Below are 14,170 nucleotides of genomic sequence, written 5' to 3' on the forward strand. Positions count from 1 at the left end.
GTCAGCGGTTCTGTTGTGGGTTCCACAGGGCATAGCGCTGCCCGCGGAGAAATTGCCAGAGGCCCATGCTCATGCCGGCCATTGTCACCAGCACGAAACCGGCCAGGCGAAACACCTTGGGCAGGCGCCCGCGGCGGTCCAGCAGGCCCATGATCCCCGCGCCGTAACCCAGCACCTGGGCCAGCAGGGCCAGGCTGTAGAAGGCGCCGGCATTCCACAGCAGCAGGCTGCTGAGCAGCAGTGGCAGCAACAGCACCGGGGCCAGGCGGCGGATCAGTTTGTGGCTGATCAGGGCGATGGCGTAGGCGCCGTGGCGCAGTGGGTTCATCAGCTCGCGGCGCTGGGCCAGGCTCTGCAGGCCGCCGACGGTGACCCGCAGGCGCCGCCGGTACTGCTTGCCGGCTTCGTCCACGCCCTGGTCCAGCACCTGGGCCTCCTCGACATAGACGATCCGCTTGCCGGCCACCGGGGCGCAGGTGCTGATGAAGAAGTCATCGTTGACCTCGGCCGGAACCCGCTGGAACAGTTCGCGGCGCAGGGCCAGCAGCGCGCCGTCGGCGGAGACCATGCAGCCGGTGCGGTTTTCCGCCTGGCGCAACCAGGCCTCGTAGTGCCGGTACAGGCTGTCTCCCAGGCTCAGGTTGTGCCCGGGGTCGGGGATGATCATGTGCCCGCCACAGGCCCCCACCTGCGGGTCGGACAAGGGCGCCAGCAGCTTGCCCAGGGTGTCGTGGGACCACTGGTTATCGGCGTCGGTGAACACCAGGATATCGTTGCGCGCCAGCTCCACCGCGGCGTTCAGCGCCCCGGCCTTGCCCACCCGGGGCAGGTCCAGGACCACGATCCGTGAGTCGCGCACGCCCAGGGCCGTGGCCACGGTGTCGTCGCTGGAACCGTCGCTGGCGAGGATGATCTGCAGGTCGGTGGCCGGGTAGTCCTGCTGCAACAGAGTGCGCAGCTTGTGCTCGATGTGCGGGCCTTCGTTGTGCGCGGCGATGATCACGCTGACCGACAGCGGCGCGCCTTCCTGCACCGGCCGCGGCCTGACGAACAGGCTGAGCAGGGCCAGCAGCAGGGGGTAGCCGACCCAGGCATAGAAAGGCAGTAGCAGGCACAGCCAGAAAAGTGTTTTAGCCACGGTCAGGTCTCTCGACAGAACGGTTGAACAGGGCCTGCACCAGGGCCAGGGCGCCCAGGTGCAGGCGCACCCAGTGCAGCAGCCAGAGTTGCAGGACGAACAGCGGGTCGCGTTGGCGCAGGCCCTGGCGCACGGCCAGGGCCAGGGGCGCCAGGGCCCCCAGCAGCAGGCACAGGCCCGCGGCGCCGGGCAGGCCCGCGAGCAGGCACAGCAACGCCACGAGGCTGAGCAGGGCGCAGGCCAGGCACAACAGGGGAAAGCGCAACAGGCGCAGGCTGAAGCCGCTGCCCTTGAGCAATTGCACGTGGCTGCCCTGGCGCCAGCGTTCCTTGCCGGCCCATTCGGCCCAGCTGGCCTCGTAGCCCCAATGCAGCACCTGGGGCTGGGGCAGGCTCAACTGGCGGGCGCCGGCAGCGTGCAGGCGCAGGCCGAAATCCTTGTCCTCGCCGGTGCGCAACTGCTCGTTGAAGCCGCCGACCCGTTCGAACCAGGCCCGCTGCAGGCACAGGTTGGGGGTGGGCATCCACGGCAGTAGCCGGGGTTGCGGGTCGCCGGCCAGGCTGCGGCGCTGCCAGGCCTGGGCGAACCAGGGGGCGCTGGCGGGTGCCGCGCAGTCCAGGGCGAAGACCTCGGCACGCTGCTCGGCCTGGGCCTGCTGCCAGAGCTGCAGCCAATTGCCGGGCACTTCGATGTCGGCGTCGAGGAACGCCAGGCTATCGCCGGTGGCCACCGCCGCACCGCGGTTACGCAGGGCGCCGATGCCGATGCCCGGGCACAGCAGCACCCGCGCGCCCAGCTCCCGGGCCCGTTGCGGCCCCTGATCGGTGGAGCCGTTGTCCACCACTATCAGTTCGCAGTCCAGGGTCGCCGCCCGGGCGGCGCGCAGCACGCTGTCCAGGGTGCGGGTGATGTGACGCGCCTCGTTGTACATGGGCACGATCACGCTGATCCTTTGCATCTTTGCCTCCCTTGGCCAGATTGCGTTGTTGTCGTGGGCGCCGGGTGAGGGCGCGGTGTTGCTGTTCTGTCGGTGCTGCTCCTGGGGGCCAGAAGGCCCTTCGGGCCTGGTCGCAGCCTGGGGCAGTGGCTACACGCGGCGTTGTCAGGCCGGGGCCGGGCGCGGCGCGGGAGCGTCTTCGGCCTGCAGGCGCAGGACGCTGGACAGGGCCAGGAAGATCCACAGGTACTTGTGGTTCGGCGCGCTGAGAAACAGCAGGAACACCGCCATGGCCAACAGGCTCAGGCCCAGGTGGGTGGCGATATCGGCCTGCTCGCGCTGGCCCCGGGCAAGAAAGCCCTGGCGCGCCCGTTCGAAGTTGCGCAGGCCCATCAGCATCAGCGCCACGAAGCTCAGGCCGCCGGGAATGCCCAGCTCGCTGAACAGCTCCAGGTAGGTGTTGTGGGCCCGGCGGAACAGGTCCGGCTCGTTCATGTTTTCCGAGAAGCTGCTGGCAAAGCCGGTCTGCGCGTAGTGGATCGGGAAGGTCCCCAGGCCCGAGCCCAGCAGCGGGTTCTGGCGGATCATCTGGCCGCCCACCACCAGGTAGGAGGTGCGCCGGCCCAGGGAGGTGTCCGCCGAGTGCGCGCCGGACTTGAGCATGCTCAGGGACTGGATCCGCGCCACGTACTCCGCCGGCAGCACGGCAATGCCCAGGGGAATGACGATGGCCACGGCGAACATGGCGAAGCCCAGGTGCTTGGGCCGCAGGCCCTTGAGCCGGTCGCGGTAGTGCCAGACGCCGATGGCAATGGTGAACAGCACCACCAGCAGGCCCGAGCGCGAGTCGGTCTTGGTCATCCCGGCCATCAGGGTCAGGCTGATGCCGACCCAGAACAGCCGCACCGGCCAATGGGGCGAACGCAGGGCGAGGAAGATCGCCGGCGGCACCGCCATGGCGATCAGCAGGGCGAAGTAGTTGGCATCCTGCAACAGACCGATGGCCCGGCCGCCCACCTGGTACTTGGCCGATACCAGGGCGATCACACAGGTGATGGCCACGCTCACCGCCAGCAGGCGGCAGAGCATCAGCAGGTTGACTTCCCGGGCAATCAGCAGGGTGACGAAGAACAGGACCAGGCCCACTGCCAGCTCCCGCAGGCTGTCCAGCGACACCAGCAGGTTCTCGCTGTACAGCATGCTCAGCAGCAGGCACAGCAGGAATGGCCCCAGGGCCCGCCACAGGTTGCTGCGCAGGCGGGTGTCGGGGATCTGCCGCAGCAACAGCTTGAACAGCATGATCAGGATCAGCGAGGCGCCGAGCAGCTTGGCCCCGGAGAACGCGCTGTCCTTGAACAGGCCTTCGAAGGGCACCAGGGCGCAGATCCCCAGCAGGCCCCAGCCCGGGCGCCGGTACAGCAGCGCCAGGCCGAACAGCCCGACCACCACCAGCGGCGCAAGAAACGGCCAGGGGCTGGCCAGCAGCAACAGTGCGGCCAGACCCAGCAGCAAACCCAGGAACGGAGCGGCGATCATACTCGGGAGCTCTCTCTGGCGACGCGGTACAGCTCATCCCAGCGGCGAGCCAGGGTGGGCAAGTGATAGTGCTTGCGCTGGGTGACCTGGGCCGCCTTGGCCAGCTCCCCGGCCAGTACCGGGTCGTCCAGCAACTGGCCGATGCAGCGCCCCAGCCCGGCACTGTCCAGGGGCTTGGCCAGCAGGCCGTTGTGCCGGTGCTGCAGCACATCGGGAATCCCGCCCACGGCAAAGGCCACCACCGGGGTGCCGGCCTGCATGGCTTCGAGCAGGATCATCGGTGTGCCTTCGGTGCGTGAACTCAGTACCAGCACATTCAGGCGCTTGAGCCAGGGCTGCATGTCGTTCTGATAGCCCGGCAGCAGGATGCGCGTGGCCAACCCGGCTTCGTTGATGCGCTCGCGCAGGGCCTGGTTCTGCTCACCATCGCCCAGCAGCACGGCCTTGAGCGCAGGGCGCTGCTGGCACAGGCCGATCAGCGCATCGAGAAACAGGTCCGGGCCTTTTTCCGCGCTCAGGCGCCCGACGAAACCCACCAAGGGTTCCATTTCGTCGCGGCGTACTTCGGGCTCGCGCAGCGGCGGCCCGTCCAGGCTCGCCGGCAGTTCCAGGGCCGGCTCCGGCAGGCCGTTGGGGATCACCCGCAGCTTGCCCTCGGCGACCCCCGCCTCCAGGTGCAGCAGGGCAATGCTCTGGGCCACGCAGGCTACCCGGCGCACCCGGCGGCTGCGGCACAGGCGCAGGCTGAGCCAGGTGTAGAACTTCTGTTTCAGGCTGCGCGGGGTGAAGCCGTGCTGGGTCATGACCAGGGGCAGGCGCAGGCGCCGGGCGCAGACCCAGGCAAACACCTGGGCCTTGAAGTTGTGCGCGTTGAGCAGCCCCGGCTGTTGCCGCAGGTGCGCCAGCAGTTCCTGCAGGCAGTGGCAGTTGTGGCTCGCCACGCCGGCCTCGGCGAAACGCTGCAGCAGCGCATCGGGGGCATTGATGAACACCACCCGATGCTGCCCCGGGGTGCCCAGGCAATGATCCAGCAGCATGCGCTCGGCACCGTAGAAACCGCCGCTGTGGATCAGGTGCACGATAGGCTGCGCGGCCATGCTCAGGTCGCTCACTGTTTGGCCCAATGCCAGGCCCAGCGCCAGGTCCAGCGCGGGTACGGGTTGACCTGGGGCTGCTCGACCGCGTTGAGCACCATCAGCACCGGCAGGCCGAGGTGATCACTGACCTGGGCCGGGTGCTTGAAGCGATGGTCGAAGAACTCGTAGACATAGCCCAGGGCAATGGCCAGCAGCAGGCCGGTGAGCAGGCCCAGGGGAATGATCAGCATCGGCTTGGGGAACGCCGCTTCGCTGGGTTCGTAAGGCTGGCTCAGGACCCGCGCGTTGGACAGCTCGCCACTGATCAGGCGCTCGCCACGGCTCTCTTCGTAGCGCTGGGTGTAGGTGAAGAAGGCTTTGTGCAAGGCATCGATTTCAGTGTCCAGCTGGCGCAGTTTGCTCAGGACCTCTTGCAGGTCGCGCACCCGCGCCTTGTAGTCGTTGATCCGCGCGGTCTTCTGGGCGATCACCGACTGGGTGATCTGCAAGTCGCTGCTGCGCTCGCGCACGCGGTTCTCCACCACCTTGAGGAACTGCGCCCGGGCCCGCACGATCTGCTCGCGCTGCTGCTGCATGGGCACGCTGTCGGCGCGGTAGGTGTCGGCGGTGGTGCCGTACTGGCTCACCAGGTTGGTCAGCTGTTCGCCCAGTTGCTTGATCTCGCGGTCTTCGTAGGCAACGTTGTCCACGGTGTTGGCGAAGGCGAAGGGGAAGGTGTAGTCGGTGAGGCCGGCCTTGCGCGCGGCAGCCAGGTTCTTCTGCAGGTAATCCAGGCGGCGCTGGTTCTCCAGGGCCTGGTCGCGGTAGCCGTTGAGCGATTGCTCTTCGGTGTTGATGGCGTTCAGGCGGAAGGTGATCTCTTCCTTGGGGTCGGAGGCGTGGGCCGCTTCCAGCAGGGCCTGGCGCTTGCCTTCCAGGTCATCCAGGCGCGACTGGTACTGGGCCTTCTTCTGTTCGTAGAAGGCTTCGGGCAGTTCGTTGGATTGCAGGTCCTGGCGGTTCTTCAGGTAGTTGGCCAGCAGGCGCTCGACAAAGCGCGTGCCTTCGGCGGCATTGGGGCTGGCGTAGACGATGGAGATCACGTTGGAGCCGGGCAGGGTGCCGATCTTCAGGTCCTTGACCGCCTGGTCGGTGAAGGCATCCAGGCTGGTATCGCGCACCGGGTCCACGGCCAGGCCGAAGAAACCGCGCACCGGGTTGATCACATGGTTGCGCAGGGGGTCGATCAGGCCATTGCGGATCGGCTTGACGATCAGCCGGGTCAACAGGCCCTCGCTGCCGCCGAACTGGCCTTCGCGGCGCAACTGGTCGATGGTGTCGCGGATCAGCGTGGGTGAGCGCAGGATGTTGCTCTCGGTCTCCATGTCCGCCAGCGACGGCGGGATGAACTTGTCGGAGTCCGGGGCGAGCACGGTGTTGGCGTCGGTCTGCGAGAGTTTCTTGGACTGCACGATGACTTCGGCAGTGATCTCGAAGCTCTGCTTGAGCACCAGGGGCAGCAGCAGGGCGATCACCGCGAAACCCAGGAACACCCGTTTGATCAGGCGCCGATTGACAAAGAACACGAGCAGGAACTCGTGCAGGTAGTTTTCGATCTTGGTCATCAAGAGGGAACTCAGTTGTTGTTCGTTTCTTTGTTGTCGACGCGGTAGCCGAAGCTGAACCCGACACCCTGGAACATGATCACGTCCGCCAGCTGCTTGCTCAGGGCGCCGGCCTTGGCCAGGCGGGTCTTGGGCACATAGAGCATGTCGTCGGGCTGCAGGTAGGCGAATTGCAGGGCCTTGCCGTCCAGCGCCGCGTCGGCGTCGTAGACCCGGGCTTCGACCTGGTTGCCCTTGCGCCGCATGATCACCACCGAATCCAGGCGTGCAGTGGGGCCGGCCCCCTTGGCCAGGGTCAGGGCCTCAAGCACCGAGATCGGCCGGCGGATCGGGTAGGCTCCGGGCTGGCCGACTTCGCCCATGACGAACACCTCGTTGGAGGCGGTGGTCTTGAGCAGCACATCGACGCTCACCGAACCCACCTCCTTGGCATAGCGCTGGTTGACCAGGGTCTGCAGCTCGCTGAGGCTCTTGCCCTGCAACGACAGGCTGCCCAGCAGCGGGAAACTGGCGCGGCCGTCGGAGCCCACGACGATCTCGCGGCTAAGCCCGGTGGCCGGGTTGGTCAGGCTGGTGCGCAGGTTGTCCAGCTGGGCCATGGCGTGGGAGATCGAAAAGTTGATCTGCGGCTTCTTCAGCACCTTGGCGTATTGGGTTTCCAGGACCTGGCGCGCCTGTTCGGCGGAGAGCCCGGCGACCTGGATATTGCCCACGTAGGGCATGTCGATGCTGCCGTCGGGCAGCACCAGTTTGCTGCCGCCCAGTTCCGGAGCGGTGAGGAAGGTCACATCCACCTGGTCGCCGGGCTGCACGAGGTAGCGCTGCTGGCTGGTGGTGCCGATATGGAAGATCACGTCCAGCACGTCCTGGGGCCGCAGCACCTGCTCGATGGGCACCACCTCGGTGAGCTGGGCCTGGTCGGCCGGGGCGCTGAGGATCTGCACCGGCATCTGCTGCGGCTCGCGATTGACGCAGCCGCCCAGGGCCAGCAGCAGTGACAGGCTCAGCAGGGAAAGTCTTGGCTTGTTCATGGTTACACGGTCCTTGTGCCGGTCAGAGACGGTCATAAACCCACTTGGGCATGTAGTACTTGCGGGCGTTGAACACGCTGCCGATCAACTTGGCCTCGGCCTGGATCAGGCGCTGGGCGGCGGCCTGGGCCACTTCCCAGCGGGTTTCCTCGCTGCGCACCACCAGCACCACGCCGTCGACCTGGGTGGCCAGGGTGAGGATGTCGCCGCTGCTGTAGACCGGGTCGCCGTCGATGATCACGAAGCGGTATTCCTCGGCCAGGGCCTGCAGCAGTTCGCGCAGCAGTTCCGGGGTCAGGCGCTCGCTGTACTGCTGGCGGCGGCCCAGGGGCAGGAAGTCGAAATTCACCGCGTCGCTGCTCTCGATGCACGAGGCCAGGGGCGGCGGGGTTTCGGCCAGTGCCAGGTCGAGGAAGCCGGGCCGCTCATCCAGGGCCAGGCGCCGGGTCAGGCTGCTGTCCGAGAGGCTGGTGTCCACCACCAACACCCGGCCGCGGCTGGTGCGCGCCAGTTCGTTGGCCATGCTCAGGCTGCTGCTGGTGACGCCGCTGTTGCGGTTGGCCGCGGTCAGCAGGATGACCCGCAGTTCCTGGTCGAGTACGGTCACCGCCAGGTTGCTTTCGCTGGGGCTCTGGATCTTCAGACTGGCAAAGGTTGCTGCCGCCATTTCAACTTGCTCCGTGGCCATTGAGGACCTTGAAAGGGGTTTTGATCAGGATCTTCAGGTCGAGCCAGGGGCTCTGCTGGAAGATGTAGGTCATGTCGAGGGTCACGCGGCCGTCGAAATCCACGTCGCTGCGCCCGGAGACCTGCCACAGGCCGGTGATCCCCGGGTAGATGCTCAGGCGGCCGAGGTGGTGTTCCTTGTAGGTCTGGGCATGGAACGAGGTGGGGCGCGGGCCGACGATGCGCATCTGGCCGAGCACCACGTTGATCAGGTTGGGCAGCTCGTCGAGGCTGGTACGGCGCAGGAAACCGCCGATTCCAGTGATCCGCGGGTCGCGGTCGATCTTGAAATCCACCGAGTCGGCGCCGTGCTTGTTCAGGTGGCGCACCGAATCCTTCAGGGCCTCGGCATTGACCACCATGGTGCGGAACTTGTACATGCCGAAGCGCCGGCCGCGAAAACCGGTGCGCAACTGCACGAAGAACACAGGGCCGGGGCTGGTGAGCTTGATCAGCAAGGCCACGACCAGCAGCACCGGCGACAGCAGCACCAGCAGCACCGCGGCCAGAAGCGCCGAGGTCAGGCGCTTGCTGCGCGACAAGGTCCAGGGCCGCCCGCCGTCGCGGCCGGTGATCCAGCCGTGCTGTTGCAGGTCGATGGCGGCCTGGACCTTGCGCCGGAACGGGTCGTTGCGCCGGTCGATGTGCAGCGGGGCGGGCACCTCGGTTGCGGGCGATGAGAGAGGTCTATCCATATCCACCGGGAATACTTCCATTGCAGGGGTTGGGTAAAAACGTTCGGCTGTCGCGGCTCAGGACGCCGCGCCCGGGTAGTAGCTCAGGTACCACTGGACGAACTCGCGCAGGCCTTCCTCCAGGGGCACCTGGGGGCCGAAACCGGTGAGGTTTTCCAGGGCGCTGACATCCGCGCAGGTGTTGAGCACATCGCCGGGCTGCAGCGGCAGGTATTCCACCTGGGCCTTGTGGCCGAGGAGTTTTTCCAGGGTCGCCACGTAGTCCTTGAGCTCCACCGGGCGCTGGCCGCCGATGTTGAACAGGCGCCAGGGCGCCATGCTGGTGGACGGGTCCGGCTGTTCCCGGTCCCACAGCGGATCGCGCACTGGCGGCTTGCCCAGCAGGCGCACCAGGGATTCGACGATGTCGTCGATGTAGGTGAAGTCGCGCTGGTGCATGCCGTAGTTGAACAGTTTCAGCGGCCGGCCCTGGCTGATGGCGTCGGCGAACAGGATCGGCGACATGTCCGGCCGGCCCCAGGGGCCGTACACCGTGAAGAAGCGCAGGCCGGTGGCGGGCACGCCGAACAGGTGGCTGTAGCTGTGGGCCATCAGCTCGTTGGCTTTCTTGCTGGCCGCATACAGCGACAGCGGGTGGTCGACGTTGTCACTGACCTTGTACGGGGTCTGCTGGTTGGCCCCGTACACCGAACTGGACGAGGCGTAGATCAGGTGCTGCACCGGGTAGCGCCGGCACATCTCCAGCAGGTTGAGGAAACCGCTGAGGTTGCTGTCCAGGTAGGCCTTGGGGTTTTCCAGGGAATAGCGCACCCCGGCCTGGGCGGCGAGGTTGATCACCACCTGGGGCCGTACTTCGGCGAACAGCCGTTCCAGGCCCTCGCTGTCGGCCAGGTCCAGGCGCTGCAGGGGAAAGTGCCCTACCTGGCGTTCCACCCAGCGCACCCGGTCGCGCTTGAGCTGGGGGTCGTAGTAGTCGTTGAAATTATCCAGCCCGGTGACCTGGTGCCCATCCTTGAGCAAACGCAGTGCGGTATGGGCGCCGATGAATCCGGCGGCCCCGGTGATCAGGATATTCATGCGCGCAATGCCTCCGGTACACGGTAGGGCAGGCCGATGCTCAGGTAATGCAGGCCGGCATCCGCTGCCTGTTGTGGGTTGTAGAGGTTGCGGCCGTCGACCACCAGGCGATCCCTGAGGGTCTCGCGCAGCAGCGTGAAGTCCACCACGCGAAAGGCCTTCCATTCGGTGCAGATCACCAGCGCGTCGGCGCCTTGCAGGGTGTCGTCACGGGTGGCACACAGTTGCAGGTCATCGCGGTAGCCGTACAGGCGCCGGCATTCGGTCATGGCTTCCGGGTCGTAGGCCTGGACCTTGGCCCCGGCCTCCCACAGTGCCTGCATCAGGTAGCGGCTGGTGGCTTCGCGCATGTCGTCGGTGTTGGGCTTGAAGGCCAGGCCCCAGAGCGCGATGACCTTGCCCTGCAGGTTGTCCCCCAGGTGCGCCTTGAGCTTGCGAAACAGCACATGGCGCTGCTGCTCATTGACGTCGCGCACGGTCTTGAGCATGTGCGGTTCCAGCCCGTGGCTTTCTGCGGTGTGGATCAGCGCCCGCAGGTCCTTGGGGAAGCACGAGCCGCCGAAGCCGGCGCCGGGGTAGATGAAGTGGTAGCCAATGCGCGGGTCGGCACCGATGCCCTTGCGCACGGCATTGATGTCCACCCCCAGGCGTTCCGCCAGGTTGGCCATCTCGTTCATGAAGCTGATACGAGTGGCGAGCATCGCGTTGGCCGCGTACTTGACCAGCTCGGCGCTGCGGTTGTCCATGAACATCAGGCGGTCATGGTTGTGGTTGAAGGGCGCGTATAGCTCGCTCAACTGCTGGCGGGGCAGGTCGTCGGCGCAACCGACGATGATCCGGTCCGGGCGCATGCAGTCGGCCACGGCCGAGCCTTCCTTGAGGAACTCCGGGTTGGAGACCACGTGCACCCGCAGCTCGGATTTGCCCAGGTCCGCCAGTTGTTCGGCGACGGTCTCGATCACCAGATCGGCGGTGCCCACCGGCACCGTGGATTTGATCACCAGGGTCTTGTCGCTGAACATCAGGCAGGCAATGTTGCGCGCCACCGCCAGGACATGGTCGAGGTCGGCGGAGCCGTCTTCGTTGGAGGGAGTGCCGACCGCGATGAAAATCACCTTGCCGTGGCCCACTGCATCGCTGGCCTGGGTGGTGAAGTGCAATCGGCCGGCCTTTTGATTCTCTTCGATCAGGGTCGCCAGGCCCGGCTCGTGAATCGGCGGAATAGAACGTTGCAGCTGGGCGATCTTGTGGCTGTCGATATCGACACAGACCACGTTATGCCCGACATCGGCCAGGGCAACTGCTTGCACCAGGCCAACATAGCCAGTACCAAAAACGCTGACTTCCAAGGGAACGACCTCGTCCATGATGAGTGTTGGGGTGAGGGTGGTTCTCACCTTCTGAAAAGGCGTATGGCACATTGCCGCTATCACGCTCTTTTTTTGACACTACCATAACAGCGAGACGTTTAATTGACGTTTTGCTGTGTTACATAAATGACAGCTGTGTTTTTTTATTTTTCGATTCATAAAATAATGTTTAAAAACAATTAGTTAAGCTTATTCATTATGATCATCATGGAAAGCGTCAAATAGTTGGTTTTTGTTAATAAATGACTGAAAAAACCGACGAACGGTAGTGCGGTGAGACGAAAAGCTAATGCCTTTTTGATATTACCTGCTACGGCAGCCTGGGTTCCGAAGGCGAAGCTGAGCAGTCGGACAGTTTTTTTGACGCTTTTCTGCAGCTTGAAAACTGTTGAAATTGATCGGTTTTTTCAAAGATATGGCTGGCAAGGCGGGACGGGTAGCGCCGGTTATGACCAGGCGGGCGTCAGACTAAAGTCGGGTTGGGAGGGTAGGGGCTATCTGCCATCATTGCCGGTCTTCATTGATTCAATCAATTCAGCTGGCGACCACAGATTCGCTGGATGAATTTCACCTGGGTCTTTTTCTTTACCTCGCGTCACTGATTTGCTGCTGGAGCCTGTTCATGCGTCCCCCTTTCCCCTTACTCAATCCGTGCCCATTGCTGGGCCTCGGCGCTGCCGTGCTGTGCGCGGGTTTTGCCCCCCTGGCCAATGCGGAGGGTTTTTTCGAAGACAGCAGCGCCAAGCTGGAATCGCGCACGATCTACTTCAACCGGGACTTTCGCGACGGCCACACCAGCACCGACCAGGGCGCATCCAAGCGTGAAGAATCGGCCCAGGGTTTTATTCTCAACCTGCAATCGGGCTACACCGAGGGCACCGTGGGTTTCGGCCTGGATGCCCTGGGCATGCTGGGGATCAAGCTCGACTCCAGCCCCGACCGCAGCAACAGCGGCCTGCTGCCCTCCAGCGGTCACGACCCGCGGGGCTCGGCGGACCAGTACGCCAAGCTGGGGTTGACCGCCAAGGTCCGGGTCTCGCAGACGGTATTCAAGTACGGCGCCCAGTTGCCGGACCTGCCACTGCTCAAGTACAACGACGGGCGCCTGCTGCCCACCATGTTCAACGGCGCGGTGCTGACTTCCCGGGAGGTCAAGGACCTGACCCTGACCGCGGCCCGCTTGAACCGCTACACCGCGCGGGACTCCAGCGATGCCCAGGACATCCGCGTGCACTGCAAGAACAAGCGCTACGCCTGCAACACCACGGCGGATCACTTCGACACCTATGGGGTGGACTACAAGTTCAACGATCGCCTGACCGGCCAGTACCACTACGCCGAGCTGGAAGACATCTACCGTCAGCATTTTGTCGGCCTGCTGGCCAACCAGCCCCTGGGGCCCGGGGTGCTCAAAGGCGACCTGCGCCTGCTCAAGAGTGCCGACACCGGCGCCGAGCGCGCCGGCGGCATCGATAACCGCGCCCTGAGCAGCATGCTCGGCTACAGCGTGGCCGGGCACGTGTTCAGTGCCGGCTGGCAGCGCATGTACGGCGACAACTCCATGCCTTACCTGGATGGCAGCAACCCGTACCTGGTGAACTACGTGCAGGTCAACGACTTCGCTGCGATCCAGGAGCGTTCCTGGCAACTGCGCTATGACTATGACTTCAAGGCCATTGGCCTCAACGGCTTGAGCTTCCTGACCCGCTACGTCAGCGGCGACCACATCAAGGTCCCGGGCAGCCTGCGAGAAGGCCGCGAATGGGAGCGCGACAGCGAGCTCAAGTACGTGGTGCAGAGCGGCACCTTCAAGGACGTGAGCCTGCGCCTGCGCAACGCCACCTACCGCAGCAACTACCAGAAGATCGCCCGCGACATGGACGAAACCCGCCTGATCGTCAGCTACAACTTCTCGCTGCTCTGACCGACGACTCTGGTAGAAGCTGGCTGGCCAGCGAAGGCGGTAGCCGCAATTGCGCAAGGCTTGCGGGCCTCTTCGCCGGCAAGCCGGCGGCTACGGGAGTTGATGCCGGTACGGCAGGTCCGGGCCGGTGCGGGTGCAGGTCTGGGCCGCGGCGTTGACGGCGAAACGCAGCAGGGCGTCGGTCTGTTCGCGATCGAGCTGTTCAAGGCCCTGGGGGGAATCCAGGCCCTGTTCGGTCAGCCAGGTGATCAGCGCAGCCTGGAAGGTATCCCCGGCGCCCACGGTGTCGGCAACCTCCACCCGGGGCGCGTCCACCGACCAGTTGCCATGCCCACGGCTGAACACCGTCGCCCCCTGGCTGCCACGGGTCAGGAACACCAGCCGGGCATTGCCTTGCAGCCAACCCCGGATCAGCGTCTCGGGCGCCTGCCCGGGGTACAGCTGGGCCAGGTCTTCGTCGCTGACCTTGATCAGGTCGGCATGGCCGGCCAGTTCGGCGATGCGCTGGCGCCACAGCTGGATATCCGGCTGCGGGTTGAGCCGTACGTTGGGGTCCAGGCTGATCAGCCGCTGCCCGCGCTCACGGCGCACCAGGGCCAGCAAGGTATCGGCAATCGGCTGCACCACCAGGGCAAACGAGCCGATATGCAGCCCGCGCACCTGTGCGTCGAGCTGCGGCAGGTGCTCTTCTTGCAACTGGCGATCGGCACAGCCCTCGCCGCGAAAGCTGTAGTGGGGCGAGCCATCGGCGCCCACGGCCACCATGGCCAGGGTGGTGGGGGCGTCGAATTCCCGCAGGTAGCGGGTATCCACGCCTTCGTTTTCCAGCACCCGCCGCAGGCGCTGGCCCAGGTAGTCCCGGGACAGCCCGGCCAGCAGGGCGACATCGACGCCCAGGCGGCGCAGGCCCACCGCCACGTTGAACGGCGAGCCCCCGGCGATCGCCTGGAACGCCACTTTACTGGCCGGGGCCCCGGCCTCATCCGCGCTGAAAAAGTCGAACAGCGCTTCGCCACACACCAGATACATAGTCAT

General features: G+C 65.4%; 12 protein-coding genes. 1 reads left to right on the forward strand and 11 read right to left on the reverse strand.

All coding sequences use genetic code 11. The features are described 5' to 3' along the window. Position 1 precedes the first annotated feature (1 nt). From BLS75_RS03720 to BLS75_RS03765, 10 genes are all read right to left on the reverse strand, one after another. Complete coding sequence (locus BLS75_RS03720; RefSeq protein WP_072450291.1) at positions 2-1,138, reverse strand: glycosyltransferase; 1,137 nt, start codon at positions 1,136-1,138, stop codon at positions 2-4. Then, positions 1,131-2,096: a glycosyltransferase family 2 protein gene (locus BLS75_RS03725; RefSeq protein ID WP_072450292.1), complete on the reverse strand. Its 966-nt coding sequence runs from the start codon at positions 2,094-2,096 to the stop codon at positions 1,131-1,133. Before BLS75_RS03725 ends, BLS75_RS03720 begins: the two co-directional genes overlap by 8 nt. A gap of 144 nt (positions 2,097-2,240) precedes the next feature. Next, complete coding sequence (locus BLS75_RS03730) at positions 2,241-3,611, reverse strand: O-antigen ligase family protein (RefSeq protein ID WP_072450293.1); 1,371 nt, start codon at positions 3,609-3,611, stop codon at positions 2,241-2,243. Continuing rightward, the gene (locus tag BLS75_RS03735) at positions 3,608-4,708 is read right to left on the reverse strand and encodes a glycosyltransferase family 4 protein (protein ID WP_050783812.1); all 1,101 of its coding nucleotides are present in this window, start codon (positions 4,706-4,708) and stop codon (positions 3,608-3,610) included. The genes BLS75_RS03730 and BLS75_RS03735 overlap by 4 nt, the downstream gene beginning before the upstream one ends. Before the next feature lie 11 nt (positions 4,709-4,719). Further along, positions 4,720-6,312 carry a GumC family protein gene (locus tag BLS75_RS03740; protein WP_041118261.1) on the reverse strand — a complete coding sequence of 531 codons (1,593 nt, stop codon included), beginning with the start codon at positions 6,310-6,312 and terminating at the stop codon, positions 4,720-4,722. Positions 6,313-6,323: 11 nt separating this feature from the next. Next, entirely contained in the window at positions 6,324-7,343 is a 1,020-nt protein-coding gene (locus tag BLS75_RS03745) for a polysaccharide biosynthesis/export family protein (protein ID WP_011061369.1), read from the reverse strand. Positions 7,344-7,365: 22 nt separating this feature from the next. Next, the gene (locus BLS75_RS03750; protein WP_011061368.1) at positions 7,366-8,010 is read right to left on the reverse strand and encodes a CpsD/CapB family tyrosine-protein kinase; all 645 of its coding nucleotides are present in this window, start codon (positions 8,008-8,010) and stop codon (positions 7,366-7,368) included. Position 8,011: 1 nt separating this feature from the next. Further along, positions 8,012-8,764 carry a sugar transferase gene (locus BLS75_RS03755; protein WP_019093969.1) on the reverse strand — a complete coding sequence of 251 codons (753 nt, stop codon included), beginning with the start codon at positions 8,762-8,764 and terminating at the stop codon, positions 8,012-8,014. 57 nt (positions 8,765-8,821) lie between these two features. Beyond that, complete coding sequence (locus BLS75_RS03760) at positions 8,822-9,841, reverse strand: NAD-dependent epimerase (protein ID WP_011061366.1); 1,020 nt, start codon at positions 9,839-9,841, stop codon at positions 8,822-8,824. Further along, positions 9,838-11,190, reverse strand: coding sequence for a UDP-glucose dehydrogenase family protein (locus BLS75_RS03765; protein ID WP_011061365.1), 1,353 nt, complete (start codon positions 11,188-11,190; stop codon positions 9,838-9,840). Before BLS75_RS03765 ends, BLS75_RS03760 begins: the two co-directional genes overlap by 4 nt. Positions 11,191-11,833: 643 nt before the next feature. On the opposite strand from BLS75_RS03765, the gene BLS75_RS03770 reads away from it, so the two are divergent. After that, positions 11,834-13,135: an OprD family porin gene (locus tag BLS75_RS03770; RefSeq protein ID WP_072450294.1), complete on the forward strand. Its 1,302-nt coding sequence runs from the start codon at positions 11,834-11,836 to the stop codon at positions 13,133-13,135. Positions 13,136-13,225: 90 nt separating this feature from the next. Here BLS75_RS03770 and BLS75_RS03775 read toward each other — a convergent pair whose 3' ends face one another. Next, a complete protein-coding gene (locus BLS75_RS03775) occupies positions 13,226-14,164 on the reverse strand; it encodes a carbohydrate kinase family protein (RefSeq protein ID WP_072450295.1) in 939 nt (312 codons plus the stop codon). Positions 14,165-14,170: the final 6 nt, after the last annotated feature.

This window comes from Pseudomonas sp. NFPP12 (assembly GCF_900103205.1).
GTDB lineage: Bacteria > Pseudomonadota > Gammaproteobacteria > Pseudomonadales > Pseudomonadaceae > Aquipseudomonas > Aquipseudomonas protegens.

Bases quoted from the DNA above. Each gene is read 5' to 3' on its own strand.
- BLS75_RS03725 (WP_072450292.1), bottom strand. From the start codon at position 2,096: ATGCAAAGGATCAGCGTGATCGTGCCCATGTACAACGAGGCGCGTCAC.
- BLS75_RS03740 (WP_041118261.1), bottom strand. From the start codon at position 6,312: ATGACCAAGATCGAAAACTACCTGCACGAGTTCCTGCTCGTGTTCTTT.
- BLS75_RS03755 (WP_019093969.1), bottom strand. From the start codon at position 8,764: ATGGATAGACCTCTCTCATCGCCCGCAACCGAGGTGCCCGCCCCGCTG.
- BLS75_RS03750 (WP_011061368.1), bottom strand. From the start codon at position 8,010: ATGGCGGCAGCAACCTTTGCCAGTCTGAAGATCCAGAGCCCCAGCGAA.
- BLS75_RS03775 (WP_072450295.1), bottom strand. From the start codon at position 14,164: ATGTATCTGGTGTGTGGCGAAGCGCTGTTCGACTTTTTCAGCGCGGAT.
- BLS75_RS03745 (WP_011061369.1), bottom strand. From the start codon at position 7,343: ATGAACAAGCCAAGACTTTCCCTGCTGAGCCTGTCACTGCTGCTGGCC.
- BLS75_RS03770 (WP_072450294.1), top strand. From the start codon at position 11,834: ATGCGTCCCCCTTTCCCCTTACTCAATCCGTGCCCATTGCTGGGCCTC.
- BLS75_RS03760 (WP_011061366.1), bottom strand. From the start codon at position 9,841: ATGAATATCCTGATCACCGGGGCCGCCGGATTCATCGGCGCCCATACC.
- BLS75_RS03735 (WP_050783812.1), bottom strand. From the start codon at position 4,708: ATGGCCGCGCAGCCTATCGTGCACCTGATCCACAGCGGCGGTTTCTAC.
- BLS75_RS03730 (WP_072450293.1), bottom strand. From the start codon at position 3,611: ATGATCGCCGCTCCGTTCCTGGGTTTGCTGCTGGGTCTGGCCGCACTG.